The sequence below is a fragment of the Leeia sp. genome (genome assembly GCF_041909055.1).
Taxonomy (GTDB): Bacteria; Pseudomonadota; Gammaproteobacteria; order Burkholderiales; family Leeiaceae; genus Leeia; species Leeia aquatica.
The window spans coordinates 79015-105129 of record NZ_JAYREC010000001.1; the positions used below are offsets into that span (position 1 = coordinate 79015).

35 protein-coding genes are annotated in these 26115 nt (G+C 59.3%); 21 read left to right on the top strand and 14 right to left on the bottom strand.

Annotated features, from left to right (window positions below; translation table 11 throughout):
* From ACE3O2_RS00585 to ACE3O2_RS00615, 7 genes are all read right to left on the bottom strand, one after another.
* Nucleotides 1-507, bottom strand: a complete 507-nt coding sequence (locus tag ACE3O2_RS00585) for a hypothetical protein (RefSeq protein WP_374334361.1) — start codon at nucleotides 505-507, stop codon at nucleotides 1-3.
* Nucleotides 508-719: 212 nt separating this feature from the next.
* Nucleotides 720-1346 (bottom strand): hypothetical protein, encoded by a 627-nt coding sequence (locus tag ACE3O2_RS00590; protein WP_374334362.1) that lies wholly within the window; start codon nucleotides 1344-1346, stop codon nucleotides 720-722.
* Complete coding sequence (locus tag ACE3O2_RS00595; RefSeq protein ID WP_374334363.1) at nucleotides 1343-1771, bottom strand: hypothetical protein; 429 nt, start codon at nucleotides 1769-1771, stop codon at nucleotides 1343-1345. The genes ACE3O2_RS00590 and ACE3O2_RS00595 overlap by 4 nt, the downstream gene beginning before the upstream one ends.
* 64 nt (nucleotides 1772-1835) lie before the next feature.
* Nucleotides 1836-2297: a hypothetical protein gene (locus tag ACE3O2_RS00600; RefSeq protein ID WP_374334364.1), complete on the bottom strand. Its 462-nt coding sequence runs from the start codon at nucleotides 2295-2297 to the stop codon at nucleotides 1836-1838.
* A 141-nt stretch (nucleotides 2298-2438) separates the two neighbouring features.
* On the bottom strand, nucleotides 2439-3194 hold the full coding sequence (locus ACE3O2_RS00605; protein WP_374334365.1) for a hypothetical protein: 756 nt from the start codon (nucleotides 3192-3194) through the stop codon (nucleotides 2439-2441).
* Nucleotides 3191-3550 carry a suppressor of fused domain protein gene (locus tag ACE3O2_RS00610; RefSeq protein ID WP_374334366.1) on the bottom strand — a complete coding sequence of 120 codons (360 nt, stop codon included), beginning with the start codon at nucleotides 3548-3550 and terminating at the stop codon, nucleotides 3191-3193. Before ACE3O2_RS00610 ends, ACE3O2_RS00605 begins: the two co-directional genes overlap by 4 nt.
* Nucleotides 3551-3557: 7 nt before the next feature.
* Nucleotides 3558-3974, bottom strand: a complete 417-nt coding sequence (locus ACE3O2_RS00615) for a hypothetical protein (RefSeq protein WP_374334367.1) — start codon at nucleotides 3972-3974, stop codon at nucleotides 3558-3560.
* 192 nt (nucleotides 3975-4166) lie between these two features.
* Here ACE3O2_RS00615 and ACE3O2_RS00620 point away from each other — a divergent pair, with 192 nt between their 5' ends.
* The 6 genes from ACE3O2_RS00620 (at nucleotide 4167) to ACE3O2_RS00645 (ending at nucleotide 7739) form a co-directional block, all read left to right on the top strand.
* The gene (locus ACE3O2_RS00620) at nucleotides 4167-4574 is read left to right on the top strand and encodes a hypothetical protein (RefSeq protein WP_374334368.1); all 408 of its coding nucleotides are present in this window, start codon (nucleotides 4167-4169) and stop codon (nucleotides 4572-4574) included.
* Between the two features lie 136 nt (nucleotides 4575-4710).
* Nucleotides 4711-5073, top strand: coding sequence for a hypothetical protein (locus ACE3O2_RS00625; RefSeq protein ID WP_374334369.1), 363 nt, complete (start codon nucleotides 4711-4713; stop codon nucleotides 5071-5073).
* Between the two features lie 74 nt (nucleotides 5074-5147).
* Nucleotides 5148-5390: a hypothetical protein gene (locus tag ACE3O2_RS00630; RefSeq protein WP_374334370.1), complete on the top strand. Its 243-nt coding sequence runs from the start codon at nucleotides 5148-5150 to the stop codon at nucleotides 5388-5390.
* Between the two features lie 43 nt (nucleotides 5391-5433).
* Nucleotides 5434-6003 (top strand): hypothetical protein, encoded by a 570-nt coding sequence (locus tag ACE3O2_RS00635; RefSeq protein WP_374334371.1) that lies wholly within the window; start codon nucleotides 5434-5436, stop codon nucleotides 6001-6003.
* A 166-nt stretch (nucleotides 6004-6169) separates the two neighbouring features.
* Nucleotides 6170-6919, top strand: a complete 750-nt coding sequence (locus tag ACE3O2_RS00640; protein ID WP_374334372.1) for a substrate-binding periplasmic protein — start codon at nucleotides 6170-6172, stop codon at nucleotides 6917-6919.
* A 37-nt stretch (nucleotides 6920-6956) separates the two neighbouring features.
* Nucleotides 6957-7739 carry a substrate-binding periplasmic protein gene (locus ACE3O2_RS00645; RefSeq protein ID WP_374334373.1) on the top strand — a complete coding sequence of 261 codons (783 nt, stop codon included), beginning with the start codon at nucleotides 6957-6959 and terminating at the stop codon, nucleotides 7737-7739.
* Nucleotides 7740-7742: 3 nt separating this feature from the next.
* On the opposite strand, the gene ACE3O2_RS00650 is transcribed toward ACE3O2_RS00645, so the two are convergent.
* Complete coding sequence (locus tag ACE3O2_RS00650) at nucleotides 7743-8369, bottom strand: hydrolase (protein WP_374334374.1); 627 nt, start codon at nucleotides 8367-8369, stop codon at nucleotides 7743-7745.
* Between the two features lie 42 nt (nucleotides 8370-8411).
* Here ACE3O2_RS00650 and ACE3O2_RS00655 point away from each other — a divergent pair, with 42 nt between their 5' ends.
* Nucleotides 8412-9017, top strand: a complete 606-nt coding sequence (locus ACE3O2_RS00655; protein WP_374334375.1) for a TetR/AcrR family transcriptional regulator — start codon at nucleotides 8412-8414, stop codon at nucleotides 9015-9017.
* A gap of 42 nt (nucleotides 9018-9059) precedes the next feature.
* Here ACE3O2_RS00655 and ACE3O2_RS00660 read toward each other — a convergent pair whose 3' ends face one another.
* Entirely contained in the window at nucleotides 9060-9446 is a 387-nt protein-coding gene (locus ACE3O2_RS00660; RefSeq protein ID WP_168875961.1) for a nuclear transport factor 2 family protein, read from the bottom strand.
* A 652-nt stretch (nucleotides 9447-10098) separates the two neighbouring features.
* Entirely contained in the window at nucleotides 10099-10560 is a 462-nt protein-coding gene (locus ACE3O2_RS00665) for a hypothetical protein (protein WP_374334376.1), read from the bottom strand.
* Between the two features lie 219 nt (nucleotides 10561-10779).
* Here ACE3O2_RS00665 and ACE3O2_RS00670 point away from each other — a divergent pair, with 219 nt between their 5' ends.
* Nucleotides 10780-11070: a hypothetical protein gene (locus ACE3O2_RS00670; protein ID WP_374334377.1), complete on the top strand. Its 291-nt coding sequence runs from the start codon at nucleotides 10780-10782 to the stop codon at nucleotides 11068-11070.
* Between the two features lie 73 nt (nucleotides 11071-11143).
* Here the strand turns inward: ACE3O2_RS00670 and ACE3O2_RS00675 are convergent, their stop codons facing one another.
* Together ACE3O2_RS00675 and ACE3O2_RS00680 are read right to left on the bottom strand one after the other, a co-directional pair.
* The gene (locus ACE3O2_RS00675; RefSeq protein ID WP_374334378.1) at nucleotides 11144-11668 is read right to left on the bottom strand and encodes a hypothetical protein; all 525 of its coding nucleotides are present in this window, start codon (nucleotides 11666-11668) and stop codon (nucleotides 11144-11146) included.
* A gap of 5 nt (nucleotides 11669-11673) precedes the next feature.
* Nucleotides 11674-12258, bottom strand: a complete 585-nt coding sequence (locus tag ACE3O2_RS00680; RefSeq protein ID WP_374334379.1) for a TetR/AcrR family transcriptional regulator — start codon at nucleotides 12256-12258, stop codon at nucleotides 11674-11676.
* Between the two features lie 81 nt (nucleotides 12259-12339).
* Between ACE3O2_RS00680 and ACE3O2_RS00685 the strand changes: the two genes are divergently transcribed.
* Nucleotides 12340-12753: a DUF2000 domain-containing protein gene (locus ACE3O2_RS00685; RefSeq protein WP_168875965.1), complete on the top strand. Its 414-nt coding sequence runs from the start codon at nucleotides 12340-12342 to the stop codon at nucleotides 12751-12753.
* A gap of 23 nt (nucleotides 12754-12776) precedes the next feature.
* The gene (locus ACE3O2_RS00690; RefSeq protein ID WP_374334380.1) at nucleotides 12777-13376 is read left to right on the top strand and encodes a LysE family translocator; all 600 of its coding nucleotides are present in this window, start codon (nucleotides 12777-12779) and stop codon (nucleotides 13374-13376) included.
* A 20-nt stretch (nucleotides 13377-13396) separates the two neighbouring features.
* On the opposite strand, the gene ACE3O2_RS00695 is transcribed toward ACE3O2_RS00690, so the two are convergent.
* Nucleotides 13397-14002: a TetR/AcrR family transcriptional regulator gene (locus ACE3O2_RS00695; protein WP_374334381.1), complete on the bottom strand. Its 606-nt coding sequence runs from the start codon at nucleotides 14000-14002 to the stop codon at nucleotides 13397-13399.
* Between the two features lie 118 nt (nucleotides 14003-14120).
* On the opposite strand from ACE3O2_RS00695, the gene ACE3O2_RS00700 reads away from it, so the two are divergent.
* The 10 genes from ACE3O2_RS00700 (at nucleotide 14121) to ACE3O2_RS00745 (ending at nucleotide 23617) form a co-directional block, all read left to right on the top strand.
* Nucleotides 14121-15419: an NAD(P)/FAD-dependent oxidoreductase gene (locus ACE3O2_RS00700; RefSeq protein ID WP_374334382.1), complete on the top strand. Its 1299-nt coding sequence runs from the start codon at nucleotides 14121-14123 to the stop codon at nucleotides 15417-15419.
* Nucleotides 15412-16185, top strand: coding sequence for a DUF1365 domain-containing protein (locus ACE3O2_RS00705; RefSeq protein WP_374334383.1), 774 nt, complete (start codon nucleotides 15412-15414; stop codon nucleotides 16183-16185). The genes ACE3O2_RS00700 and ACE3O2_RS00705 overlap by 8 nt, the downstream gene beginning before the upstream one ends.
* On the top strand, nucleotides 16185-17393 hold the full coding sequence (locus ACE3O2_RS00710) for a class I SAM-dependent methyltransferase (protein WP_374334384.1): 1209 nt from the start codon (nucleotides 16185-16187) through the stop codon (nucleotides 17391-17393). Before ACE3O2_RS00705 ends, ACE3O2_RS00710 begins: the two co-directional genes overlap by 1 nt.
* A gap of 53 nt (nucleotides 17394-17446) precedes the next feature.
* A complete protein-coding gene (locus ACE3O2_RS00715) occupies nucleotides 17447-18223 on the top strand; it encodes an SDR family NAD(P)-dependent oxidoreductase (RefSeq protein WP_374334385.1) in 777 nt (258 codons plus the stop codon).
* Between the two features lie 20 nt (nucleotides 18224-18243).
* Nucleotides 18244-18657 carry a nuclear transport factor 2 family protein gene (locus ACE3O2_RS00720; protein WP_308418692.1) on the top strand — a complete coding sequence of 138 codons (414 nt, stop codon included), beginning with the start codon at nucleotides 18244-18246 and terminating at the stop codon, nucleotides 18655-18657.
* A gap of 92 nt (nucleotides 18658-18749) precedes the next feature.
* A complete protein-coding gene (locus ACE3O2_RS00725) occupies nucleotides 18750-19127 on the top strand; it encodes a nucleotide pyrophosphohydrolase (protein WP_374334386.1) in 378 nt (125 codons plus the stop codon).
* 62 nt (nucleotides 19128-19189) lie between these two features.
* Nucleotides 19190-20521 carry a hypothetical protein gene (locus ACE3O2_RS00730; protein ID WP_374334387.1) on the top strand — a complete coding sequence of 444 codons (1332 nt, stop codon included), beginning with the start codon at nucleotides 19190-19192 and terminating at the stop codon, nucleotides 20519-20521.
* A gap of 157 nt (nucleotides 20522-20678) precedes the next feature.
* Entirely contained in the window at nucleotides 20679-22541 is a 1863-nt protein-coding gene (locus tag ACE3O2_RS00735) for a DUF2971 domain-containing protein (protein ID WP_374334388.1), read from the top strand.
* A 65-nt stretch (nucleotides 22542-22606) separates the two neighbouring features.
* Nucleotides 22607-22987 (top strand): VOC family protein, encoded by a 381-nt coding sequence (locus ACE3O2_RS00740; RefSeq protein WP_374334389.1) that lies wholly within the window; start codon nucleotides 22607-22609, stop codon nucleotides 22985-22987.
* Between the two features lie 33 nt (nucleotides 22988-23020).
* Nucleotides 23021-23617, top strand: a complete 597-nt coding sequence (locus ACE3O2_RS00745; RefSeq protein WP_374334390.1) for an exonuclease domain-containing protein — start codon at nucleotides 23021-23023, stop codon at nucleotides 23615-23617.
* Nucleotides 23618-23665: 48 nt separating this feature from the next.
* Here ACE3O2_RS00745 and ACE3O2_RS00750 read toward each other — a convergent pair whose 3' ends face one another.
* Nucleotides 23666-24733, bottom strand: coding sequence for a haloacid dehalogenase-like hydrolase (locus ACE3O2_RS00750; RefSeq protein WP_374334391.1), 1068 nt, complete (start codon nucleotides 24731-24733; stop codon nucleotides 23666-23668).
* Between the two features lie 227 nt (nucleotides 24734-24960).
* On the opposite strand from ACE3O2_RS00750, the gene ACE3O2_RS00755 reads away from it, so the two are divergent.
* A complete protein-coding gene (locus ACE3O2_RS00755; protein ID WP_374334392.1) occupies nucleotides 24961-25728 on the top strand; it encodes a DeoR/GlpR family DNA-binding transcription regulator in 768 nt (255 codons plus the stop codon).
* The last annotated feature ends 387 nt before the right edge of the window (nucleotides 25729-26115 follow it).

Consider the following 26115-nt stretch of genomic DNA (forward strand, 5'->3'; position numbering starts at 1 on the left):
TCAGCCAGGCGTGTTTTCAGCCTCCACCCGGACATCTACTGACCAGGATTGAATCCCCGAGGTGTTGCAGCCCCCCAGCCCCGTGTCACCGTAGGCGCCAATGGTCAGCACATGCGGCCCGGCAGCGGCGCGGATCAGGCGCGAGGCTGATGCACCGGGATGCAGCGCACCAAAGAAGTACGGGGTGGTGCCGCCATCCAGCACATCCAGAAACACCACATACATGATGGGGGCGCAATGGCTGCTGGGCGCACGCAGGCTGACCAGATAGAAGCCTTGGTCACCCTGATTGGCGGTAAAGCGGTGGGTGGCAAAGTGGCTGCACGAGGTCTGCCCTCCCGCGTTGGTATCCGCAGGCAGGCACGTAACCGCACCGGAATTCTGCCAGACCGGAAACTGGCGCGCTGCGGGCGGCAACGTGGTGGGCAAGGAAAATGGCCCAGCCCATACCACACCCCAAGTCAGCCATGCGGCCAGCCCCAAAAGCAAACGTACCCCTGATGTCATGAACATTCTCCTGCGCGCTGAAAGTGGGAAGACACTGCATGCGGGCTGGTGCCACGAAGGCCGGAGCCCAGTAGCGAACCACCCGCCGTCCCGATCAGACCCAATGTCAGCATGCCTGCAGTGCAAGCACCGCTACGGCGGCATGGCCAAATATGCCAAAGTCTTTAAAATGGGACATTGTCATGATAGCAGGACTATCACAGTCTGCCAGTTCAGCCCTGGCGCAAGGCCTCAAGCCGCGCCAGGGCGTTGGCCAGCTCCGCCCGGTTGCGGGCCAGCTTCATCCAGCGCGGCAGGCGTGACAGCATGGCGTAGTGGTGCGCGCCGTGGTGCTCGCGCAGCGAGGCGTGGATATAGCTAGATAGCGCCGCCAGATGGCGCGGGTTATATACCCACAGCGTACCGTGGCGGGTCGGTGTGGTCAGCCGCAGCGGCAGGCCAAAGTGCGGATCGCGGCACGACTCGGCCACATGCACCCGCCCCATCTCCACTGCCACTTGTGATGTTCTGCCACAGGCCGGGCACAGTGCAGGCCATTCGCCAGGCCGCTGTGCAGGCGCGGCCTCCCGCTGCACGCGCACGCTCAGCCATTTGTGCCCGCAATGCCCACAGGGCCGCCGCCCGCAAAACGCAACCGGTCCCACCCAATCCCCCGCCGCACTGGAGAGTTGCGCCAAGCACTGCCCACACCGAAACCGCGCATCCCAGCGATACGGCGACCACGTCGCCCGTACCACCCCCGACGCATCACAGCGCACGCAACGCACCCACACCTCATCGGCGTAGCTGTGCAGGGACTGATTGTTGTCGCGATGGCGGAGGGGTTGTGGGTTCCTCATTGTGTTGCCAAGTCCAGTATGGTGGCCAACTCCCCTGTAACACTGATGATACTTCCCACAGCAAGAGCAGGCTCATACTCAAACTCCACAGGGATAACCGACGACCCCCCCATGTCAATCAGGTACACATCGGGTTCCATCCTGTTAACAACACGACCAGTCATATAGGTACTGAGCGAACCAGATCGCTGGGAAAAGCCAAGATCAGAGGATGCATCAAGTTGTGTAAATCTGAGTACATAGCACAACCTGACAGGCACTGCTATTGAGGAGCCCTGAACCAACATGCGAGAGCGCTCACCTGCTTCCAGGTACTCCGACACCTCCAGATGGCTGACCCAAACCGGCCCTTCAGCCGTCCTGATCTGCAAAAGCCGTTGATAGCCCTCCACTTCAAGCTCTTCAAGCACTCCAGAAATGACCACAAAACACTCCCGTAATGCACTTGGAAAATTCAGTTATACTCCCACCAGCCTCTGTAACATCCTCTCATATGGCGACAGTTAAGCGCTCAAATTCTGCTATTGCCGCTTTGAGCTGACTAGCTTCGAATGTAATAACGCCCCCTGTCTCAACCCACATCACAGAAGAGCCCACGTGATCTGATCCATCAGTGCAATCAAATCCAAATCTCCTCCAGGTCACTTGTGACCCACTGGTAACTTGCTCTACCACAACACACGTACAACGGAAATCCAGGTCATCGCTACAAATTAAAAGCGGCACGATGGTTGAACAATCTTGTGCATGAGGCTTGAGCCTTTTTCTGGCGAGAGCAAGATCATCATCATCAATCAGCCAAGCATATGCTGGCACTAGTCCTTTGATGAGATTACAACCCAGACTCTTTTCCAGCCATTCATCCAGGGGGACTCCATCTATTGTCCAAACTGGATACGGTGCCTCCTTTGCATCAGGCGCATGTAGCGCTGCAGAAATACTCATCTTCACCCACGCTTTCCCTCTCTACAATTCGCTTGCCGACAGCACGACAAATACACCCCTCACCAGACCTTCACATGCCATCAAGATGATGCAATCAGGTCTATCGCCGGTAGACCGACGTCAGCCGGAATGATCACGACGGCAACATCATGCCACATCGCCTGGCAAGACCAGCCGGTCCAGCACATGGTCCTTCGCCAGCAAGGGCAGCGCCAGCAGCTGGCTGCGCTCCGCCTCGCTCAGCGGCACGCCGACCAGCTTGAGCTGGCGTAGCGAGCGCAGCGCTGCCAGCTCGGCGTAGCTGCCCTGCTTCAGTTTGACCCAGACCAGCCACAGGGCTTGCAGCGCGGGTAACTGGGTGAGGGGGTGTAATGACTCCAGCGGGGCTTTGCGGCTGGAGGCCACGCCGTCGCCACAGATGCTGAGCGCACTCAGGCGCTGCAAGGCTGCCACGGCGCGATAGTCGGACACCTTGTACAGCCCTTCCAGCGCCAGGCTTTGTAGTGTTTGCAAGTGCGCCAGCGGGCTGAGGTCGGTCACGCCCGCAGCGCATAGGTGCAGGTGTTGCAAGGCGGTCAGACCGACGATGGCGCTCAGGTCGGTGATGCCACTCCACTTGATATACAGCCCCTCCAGCCGGGATTGCTGGCACAGGCTGTCGAACAGCGCTTGCGGCACCTTTGAATGCAGCCACAGCCGCCGCAATCCGGGGCGCGGTTGCGCGAAGAACTGGCACCAGGCTTCGACGATCTTTTTCTGCTGGCTGGCGGTATGGGTGTTGCCGAGCTGGGTACACACCAGCGCCAGGTCTTCACCGCCCTCGTACTCGCTGACCTCGGTGATGGCAGCGGGGCCGGGGTTGATGCGGGCGTGCCAGTAGGGCAAAAAGCTGCGGCACGTCAATGCACCACACTCTTGCGGTTCAGGGTGCTGATCTGCCCGACTCCGGACTTTTGCAGCGCCACCAGCAGGGCATCCCTGCCATGTGTCATGGACCACCGCATTTCTTCATCGGTAATCACTGTCGCCACCAACATTTCCATTTTGCCAGCAGGCAACGTGGTACCCACAGGCAAAGGGGGCTGGGCTTTGGCGATCAGGACATTGATCGACAGGGTGGGCCCAACCTGGATTTGTTCAATAGTGAGCCCATGGTATTTCTCAACCCGGTCCAGCAAGCCGGCATCATTGCCGATCTCGGCGTTGGCAGCCCATTGCAGGAAATTAAGGGGCCACTCCTGATCCCTGGCTGCCACCATGGCAATTTCATAGCCATACCCGGCAGCCCCCCCCCGGGCGCTGGGGTGCAGGCGGTTTGCTGACCGGCTTACCGCTGGATTGCTGGGTCTGCCCGTTCTTCACTACCCGGGAAAATTCCGTCATGCGTATGGCTGCAGGCATGTCGCTGTTGGTGAATCCGAACGTGGTATAGACCGCCAGTCCTTTTCCCAGCCGAGGTGCAGGTATTGCATACAGGCCGCCCCCCGGCCATACCACCATCATGTTCATCATCTTCATGATGTCTTGCGGCAGCGGGCCAACTTGCTGCTCAAAGTAATGCTCACGCGCTTTGTAATTGGCTTGCCAGGCTTGCTCGGCAGCATCCTGTCCGGCCTGCGAAGACACACCGACCACGGATAATGCGGCTGCCGACAAGCGGCTCAGCAGGTGACGTACAACCACAGCAACACTCCGGTACATAGAATGTGCCTCAGCCTAAGCAATTGGTTATGGCATGTCAATGTACTGTCGCAATGCGTAAGGTGAATGAGGCTCTCCTGAACATATTGATTGAGATAAATAGCTGCGGCTCAGCCATTGTTCAGCTTGCCGGGTGCAAACTGAGCCATCAGTTCCCGATATATGGAGAGCCTCATGTCCAAGTTGCTACCCGCCCTGCTGATGTTGTGCGCCCTGTCCTGCCACGCCGAGGAGCGGCTGTGGATTATCAAGACAGAGCCACTCTATCTGGACTTTGCCAGTGTCAAGCGCACGGGCAGCCTGCTGACCTACCACATGCGTCAGGATCACGCCAAACCTTATATGTTGTATGCGGCCCTGGAGGTATTGCACAACTGCAGTTCTCTGAATACTCAGGTGACGCAGGGGTATGCGCGCTTCGAAGGGGAGGATGAGCAAACCGTGCCAGTGGACGAGCAGATACGCGAAACGCTGCGCCCCAAAGGGGCAGCTTTCATGCAGGTGCATCGTCTGCTGTGCCAGGGGGCGAGTCCGCGCGAAGTCATTCAGGCCTGGACGGCTGCAGGCATGCCAAAGGAGTAAACTGCCGCCTCCGGCCCACATCCCGCCCGCCATCTTGCGGGTGGCGGGCGCTTGCCTTTTTGATCTAAATATACCAAAAGGCATTGACATGAATATATCGACAGGTATAATTGTTTCATCCTGACGGAGAGACAGCATGTCCATCGCCCCCCTGATCCAGCATATCCGCCATACCACTGCCAGCCTGCGCGCAGACAACGACCGCGCCGAGTTGCGTGAGTTGCAGTCGACCCGGCAGGCCCTGCAGCAGGAACAGCGAGAGACGGTAGACGCGCAGATTGCGCTGATCGGGCTGCTGCAGCCGGATGCGCTGCAACAGGGCAGGCGACAACGGCTGGCCGAGCTGGCCGCTCAACAACGTCAGGCGCTGGCCCGGCTGGCAGAGCGCATCAGCATACTACAGCAGCAGCTCACGCCTGCCCGCCCCCCGCGCCCAGTAACATCCGCCAGCCTCTCCACCCTGATGGGCTACGGCAGCAGCCGCTACCAAGGCGACTAACCCCTCCCCCGATAACCCCGCCCACCCGCTGTTCCACACAGCGGGCAGGCCCCCTGCACGCTTGCGAGGCCCTTATGCACGCTGATACCGACTGGCTGGATTACCCTGCTGAAGACACCCTCACTCCACCGCCCCCCTCCACGGAGCAGGCCGCCCATGCCCGTCGCCTGCGCGAACGCCGTGCGGCACTGGAGGAGCGACGACTGGCGGCGTCACTGGCGGGCTTGTCATTAACCCCCGCACAACAAAGGCATGCATTACATACCGTTGCAGAGGAAGGCCGACCATGTCAGGATGCCCCGCCTGACAGAGGTTAACCATCATTTGCCACATTTTGCAGCGATTGAGGACACATCATCCATGCAGATTGAGCTTGAAGCCCCTGGCTTCACCACAGCACACACACCAGATGGCTGGAAAGTTACCATTCCCATGCAAAAGCACTGGGCCAAAAGCCTGATCACACTGGTTTGGCTGTGTGGCTGGTTATTTGGGGAGATTGTCGTCGGCAAGCAGCTGCTGGGTCCCGCTGGCAAATCCTCAGCGCTTTTTCTGACAGCATGGCTGATACTGTGGACTACTGGAGGCATCATTGCTCTGATCGACTTGCTATGGCATTTATCAGGGCGAGAGCATGTCGTTGTCAGTGGTAAGCAGCTTCATCACCATGTGGAACTGATCTGCGGTATCCGCACTACCCGCAGTTATGACACGGCATCCATCCAGCACCTCCGCACCATCGAAAGCGGCCGGCCGCGCCTGAAAAACAATTTCAGCTTCTTTCAATCCGTCAGAGGCAGCCTGGGCACCATCGCTTTTGATTACGGTGCTCGCACCTATCACTTTGGTGCATTTCTGGATGCGGCGACCGCCAGAATACTGATTGAACAGTTACAAGCGCGTTTACCGCAGCAGTTCAGCCCATTCTGAGCCCACGGCGATCCACATACAGGACCAATTGATCAAGCCGGACAAGGTACAGCCAAGATAAAGGGGGCACCAAGGCGAACCAGCCAGGCCAGCCGCGGCTATCGGAGCAGCCCCCTCATGCTGTTCTGCTACACTGCAGTTAATCCATGCTGCAGGAGTGCATGCCATGCGTCGCATCATACAGAGCATGAGTCTGGCGGTACTGCTGCTGTTGGCCCTGCAGGCATCGGCACAAACCCTCCGGGTGGTGGGCGCGCAGTTTCCTCGCATTTTTGAGCAGCAGGGTACGGACGGATACCGTGGCATGGGGGTGGAGCTGGTGCAGGAGCTGGCCCAGCGCTTGGGCTACGACGTGCAGTTTGAGCTCTATCCTTGGCCTCGCGCACTGCATCTGGTCGAGAGCGGCCAGGCCGACGTGCTGGTGGGCCTGTACAAGACCGCAGAGCAGGAAGACCGCTTTCTCTTCGCCGAAACTCCTTTTTACCAGGACGAAATGGTGTTCTACGCCCGGAAAGGCAGTTTCAACTGGGATGGCAACATCAGCATGCTGCACCGTCGCAAGATCGGCGTGGTGGCGGGCTGGGTGCATACCACCCCCTTCGACGCCATCAAAGGCAGCCTGAATCTCTCTACCGCGGAAAACGTGGAAACGGGCCTGCGTATGCTGGAGTTTGGCCGCATTGACCTGCTGGCGGCCGACGCGCGCAACGCCGAACCCTTCCTCAACCGGGGCCCGTGGAGCCGGAGGCCGGTTGCACTCAAGCCCAGCCTGGGCACGCAGGTCGGCTATCTGGCTTTCCCCCGCAAACCCCGCTTTGAAGCGCTGCGCAGTGACATGGACCGGGTGTTCCAGCAGCTGCAAGCCAATGGCACCCTCAAGCGCCTGGCACTGAAGTGGTCCGTCGCCTTGCCCTAATGTCCCGCAACGGGCAGCGCCCCAGCAGCCATCTGCTATGCTGGAAAAGTCACTCACCCGGCTGCCGTACATGCGTCTGATCTGGCTTCGCTTTGGTCTTTCCTGCCTGCTCCTGCACGCCGCGGCACTGCACGCGCAGACGCTGCGGGTGGTCGGCACCACCTTTGCCCGCATCTATGAGCAGAATGGCTATGGCGAATTCAGCGGCATGGGCGTGGATCTGGTACGGGAGCTGGCACAACGGCTGGGCTACGACGTACAGTTTGAGCTCTATCCGTGGCCCCGTGCGCAGCAGATGGTTGAGCTGGGCCAGGCCGATGTACTGATGGGCCCCTACAAAACTCCCGACCGGGTGGCACGCTTTACCTTTGCGGCTACTCCGTTCTATCGGGACGAGATTCTGTTCTATGCCCGTCGGAGCAGCCCTAACTGGGATGGCAACACCAGCAGCCTGTATGGCAAGAAAGTGGGTGTGGTGGCGGGTTGGGTGTATACCCCCCAGTTTGACGCCATCAAGGGTAACCTGGAGCTGACCACGGCCGATCAGGTGGAAACTGGTCTGCGCATGCTGGATTTTGGTCGCATTGATCTGCTGGCGGTCAACCAGCGCAACACCCAACCCGTGCTGATCCAGCTGGGGCTGATGAGCAAACTCACGCCCGTACAGCCCGCACTGGGCAGCCAGGTGGGCTACCTGGCCTTCCCCAGACAGCCGCGCTTTGAAGCGCTGCGCAGTGATATGGACCGGGTGTTCCAGCAGCTGCTGGCCAATGGCACCCTCACCCGGCTATCGCAAAAATGGTCGGTGGCCTTGCCTTGAGGTTTAGCCCTGCTCCGCCTGAAAATGAAGGTCCGCACTGACCACCACCCGCGCAATCCGGGGTAGCACATGCTGGATGCTCTGCTGGTGCAGCTCCGGCAGCAGGCTGCTGCACACATCCTCCAGTACCACCACATCATAGCCCAGCTCCCAGGCCTGACGTGCGCTGGATTCCACCCCCAAGGTCGTGGCGATGCCGCACAGCACCACCGTGCGCACCCCGCTGCGCCGTAGCAGCACCTCCAGCTCGGTGCCGTGAAACGCGCCCCAGTTTCGCTTCTGCACGCAGTGCTCGCCTGCCTGCTGCAAGCCCTCTACCAGCTCACTCCAGCCGGCTGGCATGCCGCCCTCTGGCCGGGGAAAGGGGCGATCCACCTTGCCCGGTGGGTAATCAGCAAAATCCGCCCGCCACCCCACCCGCACCCAGATCACCTGGCTACCGGCCTCACGAAACCGCGCCAGCACCGGCTGCGCCGCCGCCACCACTTCCGCCCCGCTGCGTGGGGCCAAAGTCAGATTGACGATACCGTTCTGCAAGTCCACCAGCACCAGTGCGGTGGTTTTCGGGTCCAGCTCCAGCATGGGCGTATCCTTGAGGTGATATTGGGCTAGGCGATTTTGGCGCAGCACGCTATGCTTCACCCTGTTTATGAGCAATGTCTCACAAATTATATGAGCATACCCTCACAAAAAACAAGCCCGGACCCGCAAGCCAAAATCCCACAGCGCAGCCGGGGTATCCAGCGGGTGGATGCCCTGCTCCATGCCGCCAGCGAGGTCTTCCACGAGCACGGCTACACGGCGGCCACCATGAGCGAAGTCGCCCGCCGTGCCGGTGCCCCCATCGGCTCGCTCTACCAGTTCTTCCCCAACAAGGCACTGCTGGCCGATGCCGTGATCAATCGCTATGCCGACCGGCTGCTGCAGGGCATGCAAGCGATTCAGGCTGAGGCGACGCTGACACCCCGGCAACTGGCGCGGCAACTGTTCGCACTGATGCTGCTCATGCAGCAGGAGCGCGCCATCGCCCTCGCCCTGGTCGACGCAGCCGACCCGCACAGCCGTCGCCAACAACTGCGCGACGCCCTGCTACTGCAGCTCACCGCCCTGCTCGCCCGCCTGCACCCGGCGCAACCCGCCGAGCGCCACCGCCTGCGCGCGCACTTTGTGCTGCAGCAGCTCAAGCAAATCCCCACGCTGCACCACGAAGCACAGCAGCACCCCGGCCTGCTGGAAGAAGCCGAGCGCGCCCTGCATGCCTATCTGAAACGGGAATGACACCCGCAGGCCGACCGCCTGCGGGAAAAGGGAAGCGCGGAATCAGCTACGGTCGATGATGCGGCTGATCTTGCCGCCCGAGAAGGCAAACTCAGACTGCCCCTGCAGCGCCAGCACACTGCCCGCCGTCATGCCATTGGGCAAATCCACTGCCAGCGTGCCCCGGTAGTCGATCGCCACCACCGCCGCTTCCGGCGACAGCTGCCATGCCGTCACCCGCTGCTCGCGCTCACGGAACAAAGCCTTGCCCTGCTCCGCCAGCGCCCGGAACGCCTCACGCCCATCGGTACTCACCGTCAGCGCCCCGCCGCTATGGTTCTCAAAATGCACCTCATCCGACAGCAAGGCCAGCATGCCCTCTACATCAAAGGCGTTATAGCAGGCCAGATAGCGCTCGATCAGGGTTTGCGGATTCGCGGTATCACTCATGATGGCTCCCTATGCCGGATTCAGACACCGCCCGCCTCACCTCGGCAGGCTCATAAGCCACGCTGCTGGTGGCTGCATTGAGGCTGTCATTTCCCGGTGTTACCGTCAAGTTATGGTTTGATGAAGGTGGTTTGAGGTAGATGGCAGCCTTACGGATGAGCAAGGTGTCACAGAAGGCACAGGCACATCCTGTGTCCCGGGGTTACAATGACACCGCACAGCAAGGCCAATAAGACGCGGGGTTGGGGAACCCCTTGTGGTGATTACCCCGGCTTTAACCATTCCCCAAGGTATCCTGAAACCATGCCAAAAAAGATTCCGCCCCCTCACCCGAAGCAGGAAAATGCTTTACTGAAAGCGTATATCCGGAAAGTCGCAACATCATTCATCGCTGTAACGACTACGATACTGCTCACATTACTGTTTGCTTGGCTTGATCTACGCAAACTGGCAGTGCTCACTTTCTTCCTGGGCTGGTGTTATACGGTATGGCGTATTCTTGGTACTTGGTGGTTAATTATTAAACCATGGTTTACAGGGAAAAAGCCTAAGGGCCACAGCCAGAAACCCAGAGCAAGACAAAGTCGACATAAAGTGCACTAATATGGTAATGGCCCCCATGCTTGCACCATGAAGCAGGATGTCTACCCCGTTACCGACCTGCTTTTTCCAGATCGCAGCAATACACTAGCAGCTCGTCTGCGATAGGAACACCCGGCACCGGCTGTGGCCACGCCGGATTGTGCCAGTCGCCCAGCAGAATCTGCTCCAGCAATGGCTCCACCTCATTAGTCATCCGGTAGCGACAGGAAAATGGCAAACGACCGTGACTGGACGATACCAAACTAAAGCGCAGTTGCCGCACCTGTGCATCATGCCAGCCATATAGCATCATCGGCGCGGCATCAGTGCTACGCGAGAGTACCGCAGCATAATGCTGGCATACCTGCGCCATGAAATCCTGCAAACCCGCCAGGCTCAATTCGGACAGATGGGCATCATCCGGGGAAAAGCGAAACAGGTTTTCAATCGCCTCGTCATTGATATCATCCCCATTCTGATGGACCGTTTGCTCCTGCTGCACCAGTGCCAACCACCGCTCCAACAGTTTCACCTGCTGCCCTCCTCCACAGTTTCAGATACCCTCTCCGGGCTGGGCCCGTCATGCCACGCCTCACGTTGACACCCCTCGTTCGCCACGTTTAACGTACACCTCTCCCGATCTGGTACGGCATGCGGATTGCTCCCGGGGTCAGCATCTCGCAAGCGCGTCAGCTCGTGGGTCCGCTGCACAGTCCAAAACAAATGCGCCTTTCAATACAGGAGCCCCAGATTGATCCAGGTATTTTGCATCCAGCTGCTTGGTGAGCCCTTCCTTCTAGGTGAGGACGCTGAAGAAAAGGGCTTCTACCATAACGAGTTTGTACTGGCGCTCTCCGAACAACGCGCTATTGCTGCGGCGAAATCCAAGACGATGAAGCGGCTTGCACGTCTGGCACCCAGATTTATTGAAGGCAAACCATTCACACTGCAGGTAGAGGAAGTCCTGTCAGGCGCGTCACCATGGTGGCTGCTGCGTGCTCAAGGTTTTTTGTTTTTCTCTTTAAACGAACCCGAGTTATAGGACTATAGAAATTGAACGTATTGCACAACACTAAAGCCATGCCATGTTTAGGGGCATTTGGAGAAGCTTTAATTTACTGCACTACTGAAAATTCCTGAACAATACCTTTAGGTGAACTCTTTAGCTTTATCATCAGCACTGTTTCTCTCTTTCTATAATTAACCCCCACACCGAGGCTAACAATTTTAATTGTTCCATTCTTCTCACACAAATTAAAGCCTCGCACCCCGGGGTGCACATAGAGTGCTTTAATTAAATAAAAACTGCCTTCGCCCTTTAGGGTCTCCGCTCTGCTAAAGAAAAAACGCTCATCCCCTTTTTGCATTTTATAGTACGCATTCGCTCCAAGGTAAAATCTGGCCGCATCCAATGTTGAATAAGGCACCTCAACCCATGCATTATCGGGAATAAGGTTGAATTTCTTAGCAGGGTTTGTTTCCTCCGTCTGGTTCAGGCAATCGTTATTATCAAACTCTGCTTTTACATAGAGCGGGAAAGATACGGCAGCCAAAACCAGCAACCATCGCACGTACATTAAATTTCCTCCAACTGTTTTCAACCATCCCTGACAAGGCATTACTTTACCCCAGCGGACCATCCCCCTCACCCCTCCAGCATCCGCTCCGCCGTCTCCACCATCGCCTGCACCACCGGGTGTTGCGGGGCGTAGGTCTGGCTGGCGGCGTAGGCGCCTTCGATGAGCAGGGCCAGCGCGTCGGCGCGGGCGGGGGGGAGCTGGGCTTGCTGGCAGAGCTGGTGCAGGCGGGCGAGCAGGCGGGCTTTGCTGTCTGCCACCATTTTGCGGGCCGGGTGCTGCGGGTCGGTGAATTCGCTGGCGATGTTGACGAAGGGGCAGCCGCGAAAGCCGGGCTTGGCGGCGCGGCCCGCGAGGTCGACAAAGAATTGTCGTATCTGTAGCCGGGGCTGGCCGAGGTGGGCGGCTTCGGCGGCGGCAAAGTAGGCCCAGAACACCTCATCCATGCGCTGCAGGTAGCGCAGCAGCAGCTCATCCTTGTTGGCGAACTGGCGGTAGACCGCCATCTTGTTCACCCCGGCCCGGCTGGCCACTTCATCCACACTCACGGCGCGCGCGCCTTCCTGATAGAACAGCGCATCCACCGCTTCCAGGATGCGCTGCTGGGCGTCCTGCGCTTTGGTCACCGTCCGGCGTGGGGTTTTGTCGCTCATACAGTTTCTCTTGACTTGTTACTGATCAGTATCATAACATCGAATCATGTTACCGATTAGTAACAAAATAGGAGAGCGAAGATGTCGGAGCAGAAGTGTGTGATCGTGATTGACCCGGAGCTGCCGCTGGGGGTGATCGCCAATGCCGCAGCGGTGCTGGCGGTGAGCCTGGGTAAAGCGGTGCCGGAGCTGGTGGGGCATGACCTGCAGGATGCCGATGGCCTGCCGCACCGGGGCATCACCACCGCCGCCATTCCCATCCTGAAAGGCAGTGCCGATGGCCTGCAGCAGATGCGCAGCGCGCTGAGCGCACATGAGCCGGAGCTCACGGTGGTGGACCTGACCGATGCCACCCGCAGCACCCGCAGCTATGCCGAATACGCGGCGCATCTGGCGGCCACGCCAAGCAGCGAGGTGCGCTATCTGGGGCTGGCCGTGCATGGCAGCAGCAAGCTGGTCAACAAATTCACTGGCAGCCTCGGGCTGCTGCGCTAATCCTTACCTGCCTGGAGTCGATGATGGACACCCTGCTCAGCTTTATCCTGGCCACCACGATTGTCAGCTTCATGCCCGGCCCCTCGATGGCGCTGATCATGATGCACGCGGTAGACCGCGGCTTTGCCACCAGTGTGCAGACCAGCCTGGGTGCGGTGCTGGCGGATGCCATTTTGCTGGTGCTGGCGCTCTCCGGCGTGGGTGCCATTCTCTACAGCTCGGCGCTGGCGTTCACGGCCCTGAAATGGGTGGGGGTGGTGTACCTGATCTGGCTGGGCATTGCACAGCTGCGCAGCCCGGTGAGCACGTCTGCAGATCAGCCCGCCAGCAAGCCGGGCAATGCTTTTCTGCAGGGGCTGGGGGTGACGCTGTTCAATCCCAAGATCATCGGCTTCCTGATCATGTACTTCCCGCAGTTTCTGGATGCCAAGCGCCCGGCCCTGCCGCAGCTGCTGGTGCTGGGGCCGCTGTTCCTGCTGGTGGTGTTTGTGGTGTTCCTGATCTGCGCGCTGCTGGCGCACGCCATGCGCCGCCTGCTGCTCACCGAGCGCGGCCGCCTGTGGTTCCGCAATACCACCGGCGGCGCGCTGATCGGCTGCGGCTTGCTCTCCATGCGGCTGTAGTTCGTGGCGGCGGCAGCGTGTTACGCCACGCCATCCAGAAACAGTGTGCGCATGTATCGTACGATGTCGTCATCGCTGTAGCGGCTGTAGTCTTTCATATAGTCCACTGCCGGGTCGCAGGTGCGGGCGTAGTAGGCGTAGAGGATGGCATCGGTGGGTAAATCCTTGCGCATCTCTCCGGCGGCCTTGGCCTGTTCGACCATGCCTTGCAGTTGCTTGTGCAGCTTGTACACGCGGGTCATGTAGCGCAGGCTGCGGGTGAGCATCGCTTTCACGTTCTGGCTGGCGGAGGGCAAAAAGGGCAAGCCGCCCTGCAGGCGCACCCGCAGTGCCCACTCCAGCAGGCTGGCCAGCTGGGCCTTGCCGCCCTGCGCCGGGTCCAGCTGCTTCAGGTAATCCAGCGCACCATCGAGCAGCCGGATCATCACTTCCGTGGCCAGGTCTTCCTTGGATTTGAAATGCTTGTACAGGCTGGGCTTGGAGATACCGGCCTCGCTTGCCACATCATCCATGGTCATCAAGTCAAAGCCCTTGCTGGCCAGCAGGGTGGTGGTGGCGTCGAGCACGGCCTGTTCACGTAGCTTGAAGGCCTGATCCTTGAAGCTGAGTTTGCCAAAAATACTCATTGGTATGATCTTTTACTCATTAGTAGCTTTTTTTACTTCGTGGTTATAAGATGACTATAAGCACTCTGCTGCAGGGTGCCAAGCAGTTTTATCGGAATGCGTCAGAACGGAAGCAAAGATGAGCCCCTTACCCGTTGCACGCCAGCGTATCGCCGTCATTGGCTCCGGTATCTCCGGTCTGGCCAGCGCCTGGCTGCTGGCCCCGGCGCATGAGGTGACGCTGTTTGAAGCGGCGGACTATGTCGGCGGGCATACCCATACGGTAGACCTGTCGCTGGAGGGTCAGCAGTTTGCAGTGGATACCGGCTTTCTGGTGTTCAACGAGCGGACCTACCCCAATCTGATTGCCCTGTTTGCCGAGCTGGGCATCCCCACTTGCAGCACCGACATGTCCTTCAGTGTGTCACTGGATCAGGGAGAGGATGAGTGGGCCGGTCGCAATCTCGCCACCGTGTTTGCCCAGCGCCGCAAGCTGCTGTCTCCCCGTTTTCTGGGTATGCTGTATGACATTCTGCGCTTCAATGCCGCTGCCCCCCGCCTGCTGGATACAGCGCTGAAACAAGCCTGTACGCTGGACGAGCTGCTGGCAAAGGAAGCCTATGGCGAGGCCTTCCGCGACCGCTATCTGGTGCCGATGGCAGCCGCCATCTGGTCCAGCCCCAGTCGTGAAATCCTGGACTTTCCGGCGGCGACCTTCCTGCACTTTTGCATGAACCACGGCCTGCTGCAGATCCGGCATCGCCCACGCTGGTTTACCGTGCCGGGTGGTGCACGCCAGTATGTAACACGCATGCTGGAACGCCTCACCGATGTACGCCTCTCCACACCGGTGCGCAGCGTGACACGGGGGCCGGATGGCGTCCGCATTGTCAGTGATGCCGGCACGGAACATTTCGATGCCGTGGTCTTTGCCTGCCATGCGCCACAAACCCTGGCCCTGCTGCAAGATGCCAGCGAGGTGGAGCGCAGCGTGCTCGGTGCCGTCCGTTACCAGCGTAATACCGCAGTGCTGCATGGCGACCCGGCGCTGTTGCCGCAGCGCCAGCCGGTGTGGTCTGCCTGGAATTTCCTGGCTGAATCAACCCAATCGGACACCCGTGCAGTATGCGTCAGCTACCTGCTCAACCAGCTGCAGCCGCTGCCGGTATCGTCACCGGTGATCGTGACCCTGAATCCGGTTCGCGAGCCCGACCCGTCCAAGGTTTACGGACAATTTGAGTATGAACACCCGCTGCTGGACCGGGCCGCCGTCCAGGCCCAGCAGGACCTGCCCATCTTGCAGGGCTTGCAGCGCTGCTGGTATGCCGGCGCCTGGACCGGCTACGGTTTCCATGAGGACGGTCTGAAGTCTGCCCTGAATGTGGCCCGGCATTTTGTCCCACTGCCGGCCTGGGCGCAGGGGGTGTCTGATGCATGATGCCTACCTAATCCCGGGTCTGGTGATGCATCAGCGCTTGCGGCCGGTGCAGCATCGCTTCCGCTACCCGGCCTGCGCCATCCGCCTGCGGCTTGCCGCACTGGACAGGGTGAGCAACCGCTGGTTTGGCGTGGACTGCTGGCGGCCACTCTCCTTGCGCACCCGCGACTATGGGCCGCGCGATGGCTCGCCCTTGCTGCCCTGGATACAGCGGCAGCTACGCGCTGCAGGCTTGCCCGCCGATGGCGAGGTCTGGCTGCAGACGTTTCCACGGGTGCTGGGCTATGCCTTCAGCCCGGTGAGCTTCTGGTACTGCCACGATTGCGCGGGCCAGCTGGTGGCGGTACTGGCCGAGGTCAACAATACCTTCGGCGAACACCATGCCTATCTGCTGGCCCGGCCGGGTGGCGAGCCCATTACCTCAGGCAGCGTGCTGACCTGCCGCAAACAGCTGCACGTCTCCCCCTTCTGCCAGGTGGCAGGTCATTACCAGTTCCGCCTGGCCGAAACCCCGGAACGCATGCTGATGCGTATCGACTATCACGATCCCCACGGTGCGCTGCTCCAGACCAGCATCTCCGGCCCGCTGCAGCCACTGACCGCCGCAGCGGCACGCCGCATGGTATTGCGGCAACCGCTGGATGCCCTGGCCATCATCAGCCGCATCCACTGGCAAGCCTTGCGGCTGTGGATCAAGCGAGTGCCCTGGTTTGGCAAACCGCACCCCCCTGAACAGCCTATCAGTCATGGACAGGAGTACCCCTGATGCCCCTCTCCCGCGCCATCAACCTGCCTTATCGCATGCTGCCACCCTTCGCCAGACTGCTACTCAGTCGCCTGAAGCGGTTGCAGCACGGCAGCCTGCAACTGCATACGCCGGAGGGGGACACCCTGCGGCTCGGCCAGCACGGTGCCGCCCCTGAAGCCGAACTCACGGTGCACGACTGGTCGGCTTGCCGCAAACTGCTGCTGTCCGGTGACATTGGCTTTGCCGAAGCGTACCGCGACGGACTGGTGGACTCCCCCGACCTCACCGCCCTGCTGCGACTGGCGCTCCGCAATGAATCTGCCTTGCGGACCACCCTCAGCGGCAGCCTGCCTGCCCGCTGGTGGTATGCGCTCAAGCACCGCCTGCGCCGCAACAGCAAGTCCGGTAGCCGTCGCAACATCCACGCCCACTATGACCTCGGCAATGCCTTCTATCAGCTGTGGCTGGACAGCAGCTGGACCTACTCCAGCGCCTGGTTCAACGGCGACTGCACGCAATCCTTGTCCCAGGCGCAAGCCGCCAAGTACCAGCGTATCTGCGATGTACTTCAGCTGCGCCCCGGCATGCGGGTGCTGGAAATCGGCTGTGGCTGGGGGGGCTTTGCCGAGCACGCGGCGCGGCAAGGCATCGCCGTTCATGGCATTACCCTTTCCGAGGCCCAGCTGGCTTTTGCCCGGCAGCGGCTGGCCGACTATCCGCAGGTGACACTGGCGCTACAGGATTATCGTGATCTGAGCGGCCAGTACGATGCCATTGTGTCCATCGAGATGTTTGAAGCCGTCGGCGAGGCCTACTGGCGTGACTACTTCCACACCCTGCAGCGTTTGCTCAAGCCGGGTGCCCAAGCGCTGGTGCAAAGCATTACCATCGACGATCGACACTATGACCGCTACCGCAGCCGCAGTGACTTCATCCAGGAATTCATTTTCCCTGGCGGCATGCTGCCCAGCTGCAAACGCTTTGAATCCACCGCCGCTCAGTGCGGGCTGCAGACACTGAACCGGCTGGACTTTGGTCCGGACTACGCCGAGACCTTGCGCCGTTGGCGCGAGGGCTTTGAGCATACGCTGCAGGCAACCCGCCAGCTGGGCTTTGATGAGGCATTCATTCGCATCTGGCGACTGTATTACTGCTATTGCGAGGCGGGCTTCGACGAAGGCCGTACCGGTGTCTCCCAATTCCTGCTGCAGGCACAGCCAGCATGAACACGCGCCTTGTATCTCTGCCCGCCTGCCCGCACTGCGCGGCTTAAGCCATCATGCTGCTGACGCCACCCAACCCACCGATACGTGACTGGCGCAGCCAGCGGGTGTGGGTCATTGGTGCCTCCAGCGGCATCGGTGCGGCCCTGGCGAGAGCCCTGTTGGCGCGGGGCGCCGAGGTGATTTTGTCTGCACGTCGCGAAACCGCGCTGCAGCAGGTTGCGGGGGGTGCGCCCCGCAGTCTGATCCTGCCACTGGATGTGCGTGATCCGCAGTCCTGGCAGCAAGCATGGTACCGCCTGCAACCACAGGTGCCGGACCTGCTGGTGTTCTGCGCGGCCGACTATCGCCCGCAGCGCTGCTGGGAGCTGCAGCATGAGCAGGTCCGCCACACGCTGGAAACCAATCTGAGCAGTGTCTACTACGCGCTGGAGACGGTGCTGCCCGCGATGATGGCACGCCGCAGCGGCGGCATTGCGCTGGTCGCCAGCGTGGCGGGCTGTCTGGGGCTGCCCGGTGCCAGCGTCTATGGGCCCGGCAAGGCGGCGCTGATCAACCTGGCCGAGCTGCTGCATGTTGAACTGCACGACCATGGTCTGGGGGTTTACCTGATCAACCCCGGTTTTGTCGCCACCCGCCTGACGGCGCAGAACACCTTTGCCATGCCCGCCCTCCTGAGCCCGGAAGCCGCTGCCCAACGCATGCTGGCGGGGCTGGAGCGCGGCCAATTTGAAATCCACTTTCCCAAAAGGTTTACGCTATGGATCAAGCTGATCGCCCTGCTCCCCTACTGGTTGAGGCTGCCGCTACTCAGACACCTGATACGGACCTGAGGGCATGTCTGCAGGCGCTGGTGGACTGGTATCAGCAGTTGACGCCAGACAGCCTGGAACACATCCATCGCTACTACCACAGCAGTGCCCGCTTCAAAGATCCGTTCAACACGGTACAGGGCCGCTGGGCCATTCTCGACATTTTCCGGCATATGTTCCAGACACTGGAGGCGCCCCGCTTTGTCATCCTGCAGCAACTGCTCGACGCTGATCAGGCCTTCCTGACCTGGGATTTTCACTTCCAGCGCGGCGGTAAAGCCTACAAGCTGCACGGCAGCAGCCACCTGCAGTTTGGACCGGATGGGTTGGTCACCCTTCACCGCGACTACTGGGATTCCGCCGAGGAGCTGCTGCACAAGCTGCCGCTGATTGGCCCGATCCTGCGGGCCTTGCGCCGCAAATTGTCGGTACACGATGAAGGCTGGACGCACTGACGGCCAGCACCCGCAGCATCTCGGCACCGGAGGCCCTGCACGTCGCCCTGCGCCATGCTACAGTCCGCCCATCCACACACACCGAGACCCGCATGACCACCCTGCAGCAGCTCATCTCCGATCTGGAGCGCTTTGCCACGGAACGCGACTGGCAGCCCTTCCACACCCCCAAGAATCTGGCGATGGCGCTGAGTGTGGAAGCCGCCGAGCTGGTGGAAATCTTCCAGTGGGAAGACGGCCAGCGCCCCTTCGCCGATTACGACCTCGCCCAGCAAACCGCCACCCGTCATGAGGTGGCCGACATCCTGCTCTACCTGCTACGCTTTTGCAGTGTCACCGGCATCGACCCGCTGGCAGCAGCGGTAGAGAAAATGCGGCTGAACGCGGAAAAATACCCGGTCGAGACCGCCAAGGGGCGGGCCAAGCAGGTGCAGGCCTCGCTCAGCCGTGACACCCCTGCGGCTGACTAGCCTGATTGCTGCAAGGCCGGCAGCACGTTACCATGCCAATGTCCTTACCTTCCGGCCTCCTCATGCCCATTGCCTATTTGCGTTTTGGTTGCGCCCTGCTGCTGATGGTATTAACGGGGGCACACGCCCTTACCCCGACACCCCAACCAGACTCCAGCACAGTCGGCATCACTGAGTGCAACCTGCAGACGGATGAGGTACCGGAACCCTACCCCGGTGCAACACCCACCGGCTATAAGGGGGCGTGGGTCAAAGATCCGGTCTGGCAGCGCAATGTCCGCCACCGCGCCGGGCCGGATGGCCGCTCCCAATACCGTCTGCGCTGGCAGCGGCAATGGTATGCCTCGATCGAACCCATCAAGTTGGGGGCCAACCAGTATGGTTATGAAGTACGCGATGGTGGCTGCCTGCGCCTACTCAACCCGGCAGGCCAGCCCTACCCGCTGCCCCCCTATCTGAGCAGCCACATCCAGCTGGTTTCGCAAAAGGATACTGGCTGGCTCTACACATTGCGCAGTGGGTCTGGCGGCGATCAACATGATCTCTATGTCCGCTTTCAGCAGGGGCAGCTACAGGCAGTATCCCCTCATCGCTATGCCAGGCAGTTCACCAGCTCGACCCTGCAGGCGGAACATCTGGTGTACCCGCTCACCAACGTGGTCGTTCATGCCTCAGCCCCGCAGGGGCGCGATGGCCACGGCGTACTGAACCTGATGACCTTGCAAGAGGTGCTGGCGCCACGCTGGCTGGGCATCTCGGAGCTTTACCTCAGTAGCGATGATGGACAGGAGTCGCCTCACTACCTGCTCACCGACGATGGCCAGCAGCAAATGCTGTTCAGTGGAGATGGCCAGCGACAAGTGCTGTCGGGCTTTCACAGCCTGCGTCTGCTACCGCAAGCCCTCCCGGCGGTCCCCCACCTCCCTCCCTCCAGCAATGCGGCCTACCTTGTCACCGAAATGGGCGGCCAGACATGTCGCCTGTACGGTCTGGACCTCACCCCTTTGCTGGTGCAGCCTCACCGCCTGCGCAACGGCAGCTGCCTGACCGCACCAGACCAGACCGGCGGCCTGGGACTGGCTGGCGAAACCCCGGATGGCATCCTGCACTTCTACACCCGCCAGCCCGACGGCACCTTGCGGCAAACCGGGCAGGTGAACGGCAGCCTGGCCGCCCTCACCCGCACCGGTAACGCCGTGACCCGCATCGACACCCCAGCCGGGCCGCGCTACCGCGTGTACACCTTTGCCGCCCAGCCAACCCACCCGCAGGATTTTGATGACTTCCGCGACCTCGGCTGCGGCTTTCATGAAGTCCGTCTCGGCGAGCAATGGCTCACGCTGCTACCCGACGGCAGCACTCGCACGGAACGGTATTTTCCGTTTAGTTGTTGAAGTCCAGATCGCCCCAGCAATACGGTACACAACAACACGCGTTAAACTGTGCGGGCCTGCCGCCGCAGCAGACCTGCTTGCCATGCAGAATGGTGACACCGTGCCTGCGCGAAGGTAAAGGGCCGAAACCCAAAATCCAATGATCAGGAAGCAAAAAATGACAGAAGCAGGCGGATTGGGAAAATATATCATGGAAAAAAATGATGTCCTGCGGAGGATAGAGCAAGGTGAATGGCCTTCAGGCCCGGCCCTACAATACTGGATTACCAAAAACCCGGTCGCACTTTGTGAGACTCTGGCAAAAAAACGTACAAACAGGGAGCTAATTGAGCATCCAGAATTTACTTCCTTCTTCCTTACAATACTTACTCACAGCCAACAAAATGAGCTTCTTGAGGAATCCAAGATTTGGTGCGAAGATGCCTTCCATGTCACAGGAAAACCAATCCTTCATATCCTCATAGGGTTATTTCTAGAAAAATTGGACATGTATCATGAGGCGCTTGAACACTATGATGCAGCAGAAAAAATGGGAGAGAATCTAGCTGTAGAATTTACAATAGCCAATAAATTAAAAACCTCTCCAAAGGATGCCATAAGCACAGCCTATACCTATATGAATTATACCGATGATAAATCAATTCACGCGGCATATGAAATATTATCATCACGAGTCGACATAAAAGCACGCAATGATGCATATCAATTAATAAAGGATCGTGCAACAAAAGGAAGCAGGCTGGCCTTGGAAAAGCTAGAAACAAGTACAGCCATACCAGAGTTGCTATTTTCCTTGACAAAGGGTTACAGCGTTTCCGATAGTGGAACCCTGGATCATTTAATCAGCATGCTGGAGAATCTGGATCACGGGATTCGTCATATCAGGGAAATTCACCATACCTGCCAAAACAAAACCCAAGGCCTGGCTCACTATGGCAGCAGCACTTTACCTGCCAAGCTTCTGACTGCCCAGTCCAAACCAACCGCGGCAGAGCAGCGTATTCTCAATATTGTAGCGTGCGAAACAGCCAACACCGATCTTGAGCAGCAATTTTTTGATCTTGCAAAGTCGATAAACAGCAAACCGGGAACACAAGACAAGCTCCGCCGCTACCACTCCAGCAAAATGAATGACCCTTCTGAGGGTCGGCGCTTATTGAATTTTCATGACATCCATTATCATTCACCTACGGATGATGGTGAAAACGAAGCTCTGGAAGCCGCGAAACATTGCTCCATAAAACTTAACGAACTATTCGACAAGCACTATAACGATATTTCATCCAAAGGCCACAAAAAAGAGGCCCACTCTGCACAGATTCATCAGCATCCCTCCATGTATATCACCTGCTTTTCCGCACAGCACGAAGGAAACGACAATCTGAACCTATGGCGCTTTTATGGTCAGGAGGCTACCGGATGCAGCATTGGGTTTACCCTCTACCCAGACCCTATCGACCGTGAGAGCAAGCACAATGATGCCGCACTGTGGAGAGGAACCGGGCTCCGCAATATTGACTTCAACGGCCAGCCGAAACGTCCGCCTATTTTCAAGGTTATCTATGATGATAAAACCATTATGGAGGTACTGAGTACACTCAACGAGCATTTACTGAATGTCTTAGCTGCAATGGAAAAAACCCTAGAAGAAGCTCAAGAGGTGCAAAAAGAGAGTATCAGAACCGAAATTGAAACCTGCATTGTCGAACTTTTCCTTGAAATCATTTACCTTTACAAAGACAAACAATACTCAACGGAAGAGGAGTGGCGCAGCTTGCAACTTCGCTATCTGGATGACCCGGCAGTGAAAATGGATGAAGCCGGTTTCCTGTACGATGAAACCGAGCCTTTCCTGCTGCGCCAACCGGATGCGCATATCATCATCGGGCCAAATCATCCCGAACCCAAGCAGCTCTTGTGGGAACTACGCTATCGCTTGCAACAGCATGAATTAACTGACGTTAAGGTATCGGTATCCGACATCGCCTACCATCCGGTCAAGTCAGGGTCACGACATTAAGCCCCCATTGACCACGTTCACCCATCATGGCAGCCTGATGCTCACTTCCCCTTCAGGAACCCACCATGCAGCGCGTCACCGGTATCGGCGGTATCTTTTTCAAGTCAGCCGACCCCAAACGGCTGGGGGCGTGGTATCGGCAGCATCTGGGGGTGCCAGTGGGGGATTGGGGTGGGGCGTTGTTCAAGTGGGGTGGGCCGGAGAGCACGCCGGGTATGACCTTGTGGTGCCCTTTCGAGCAAGACACGGCCTACATGGCCCCCAGCCCGGCCCCTTTCATGATCAGCTTTCGCGTCGCTGATCTGGACAATCTGCTGTCCACCTTGCGCAGCGAGGGCTGTCAGGTGCTGGAAGAAACCGAGGTCTCCGAGCATGGCAAGTTTGGCTGGGTGATGGACCCGGATGGCAACAAGGTAGAGCTGTGGGAACCCCCTGCCGGGCAGTGAGATCTTAGCCTGCCCGTTACCCCGACAGACCACATGCGCATGGATCGCCCTTACACCCCTACCCACTATCTGCTGGTCGATTTTGAAGCCACCTGTTGCGATCAGGGCAGTGTGCCACGGCAGGAAATGGAGATCATCGAGGTGGGCGCGGTGATGGTGGAGTCAGCCTCGCTGGGGATAGTGGGGGAGTTTCAATCCTTTGTGCGACCGCAGCGCCACCCACGGCTGACTGCTTTTTGTAGCGGGCTGACCCATATCAGCCAGGCGGAGGTGGACGCCGCGCCTACCTTCCCCGAAGTCTGCGCGCACTGGAAAACCTGGCTGAGCGGGTTTCCGGATTACCTGTTTTGCTCGTGGGGCGACTATGACCGTACACAGCTGGAGCAGGATTGCGCCTTGCATCGGGTGCCTTACCCGATGCGCTCCGGCCATCTGAACGTGAAACGGCAGTTTGCCCACCAGCAGCATCTTCCCCGCCCACTGGGGCTGGGTCAGGCGGTAGAACTAGCCGGGCTGACCTTCATTGGCACCCACCACCGCGGCATCGACGATGCCCGCAACATCGCCCAGCTGCTGCCGTATATCTTTGGTGCGGCACGGGTACCACAGCAAGGTGGTCAGTCCAGATAAACAACGGCGGGCCGCAGCCCGCCGTTCTACCTTGACTGCCACACCGGCTTACTGAATCTCTTCCGGTTTCACCACCACCCAGTTCTTGTCTGCCGTCACGGCCTGGCCCAGGGCTTGCTGGCGCTTGGCGGATTCTTCCCACCATTTCTGCATTTGCGGCATGTATTTGGCCTTGCGATTCACCCACACGCGCATGCCGCCCTTTTCCACGTCCACGCCGTTGAGCAGCATGTAGCCGTCGGAGATGGGGGTATCGCCGCCCACCAGGATCGGCTTCTTCCACTGGTCGATCCAGCCGAGGATGGTGCCCATCTTGCCTTCGTACCAGGTCATCGGATTCATCAGGTAGGGGGTCAGGGTCAGGTCGAGGTTACGCGCCTGATCGTACTTGCCTTTCTTGATCTGCAGGCGGGAGGTGGTGAGCTCGCCGGTCTTGTTGTCCTTCAGCAGCAGGTTCACGCCGATCACGTTTTGCGGCTTGGCGTTGTAGCCATACTTCGGGTCGGCCACCACCATGCGTACCAGCTCTTCGCTGGCGGCGGTCATCACGTAGACCTCAATGCCGTTTTCCTGCAGCTTGTTGTACAGCTCCTGCATGCCACTGTAGATTTTGGGCGGGTTGACTGTGCCTTCCACCACCTTGCCTTCGCTGTAGTACTTGATGGGGATGGGCTTGTTGTAGGCCATCAGCTCATCCACATAGCCTTTGAGTTCTTTCAGCGTCAGGCCGGAGAACACTTGCGCCACCCAGGGATAGCACACCAGATCGTCCACCTCGCACATGCGGTAGTAGTAGGAATTGAGGCTTTCCTTGAACTCCGGCGTGTCCTTGAAGGGCAGCAGCTTCAGCGAGGGGTCCAGCTTGTCGCGGGTGAGCACGCCCTTCATCTCCAGAAAGGGCAGTAGCGATTCTTCCAGGTCGTAGCGGTAGCTGGTGTTGTCCATGTCGAACACCGCATAGGCCCCTTTGTTGGCATTGCTCGCAATCAGGGCATTCAGCTTGGCCGCCGCTTCCGGTGGCCAGTGTTTCAGTTCGGTGGCTCCAGCCAGGCCGGTGGCTCCGGTGGTGAGCGCGGCCAGTACGGCAGCCTGCATCCAGCGTTTGATCCCCTTCATTGCGGCACTCCTTGTAGTGTCGACCTTCACACAGGTCGGTTCAGCGGCGGTGTCCTTGTGCATTTGCATTTCATAAAATACACAAAAATACAATATTGCACATATAAGCACAAAAACAACACCAAAGCGACGCTTACCCTATCCAAACCCGACCTCGCTTGCACCACGATACCACCCGCCCCACAATGGATCTGCACACAGAACACCGCAGGCACGAGGAGAGGCTTATGTGGCATCAGGAACGGCACCAGCGCATCCGCGCGCTGCTGGCAACCCAGCAGCGGGTGAGTACCGACCGTATCGTGGCGGAGCTGGGGGTCTCGCGTGAAACCGTGCGGCGCGATCTGCTGGAGATGGAGGCGGCAGGCAGCTTGAAACGGGTACACGGTGGCGCCATCCGGGTAGAGGACGAGGCCCCGATTGCCGAGCGCGCACAGAGCAAGGTGCAAGCCAAGCGGGCGCTGGCGCGCGCTGCCGTCGGCCTGCTCAGCGAGGGACAAACTGTGTTCATCGACGCGGGCACCACCACCGCGCTGCTGGCAGAAGAGCTGGCACGGCTGGCTAACCTCACCATCATCACCAATGCCATCGACGTGGCGCTGGCGCTACGGGGCAGTGAAGGCCAGCTGCCCCGCCATGAGGTGATCCTGCTCGGCGGCCAGCCCAACCCGCGCGCCCCGGCCACCATTGGTGCGCAGACGGTGGCTGAGATCGCCCGCTACCGTGCCGACCTCGCCCTGCTCTCCCCGGTGGGTATCGAAGTCGAATTCGGTGCCAGCAGCTATGACGCACAAGAGGCCGCCGTCGCCCGCGCCATGGCCGAGCACGCCCAGCAGCGCATCCTGCTTGCCGACTACAGCAAGATCGGCCTGCGCAGCCGCATCAGCTGGTGCCGCAGTGCCGACATCCACTGCCTGATCACCAACCAGCGCGCCGAGCTGGAGACCAGCTTCAGCCAGCTGCAGCAGGCGGTACAGCGGGTGATCCGGGTCTAGCGACAGCGTACCTTTCGTGTAGAGTGGAAGGCAATATAAACCGCCCCGATTCCGTCATGTCGCACGGATGGCCTCACAAGAGCGGGTCGCCCCCCCCCTCTACCCCAGCACACCCTGCCTTAGTCCCTTCCTTCGCATGGGTTATCCAGTGCGCTATTCACATGTAACAGCGTGACCTATCACGCTGTCTTTTGTCTTGTTTTTACCACAGCAAAAAGAATGTGGGCATGCCTTTATTGCCGCATCAATACACGATTTCATAAATTGATATCTTTTGTTTAACAAATTTTAATAATTTAGTCAGTGAAATTGCTTGAATAGCAAAGACGCGCGCATGACGATAGACACGGGACCACCCGGCTGAGGCTATCCAAAGCCGGATATGGT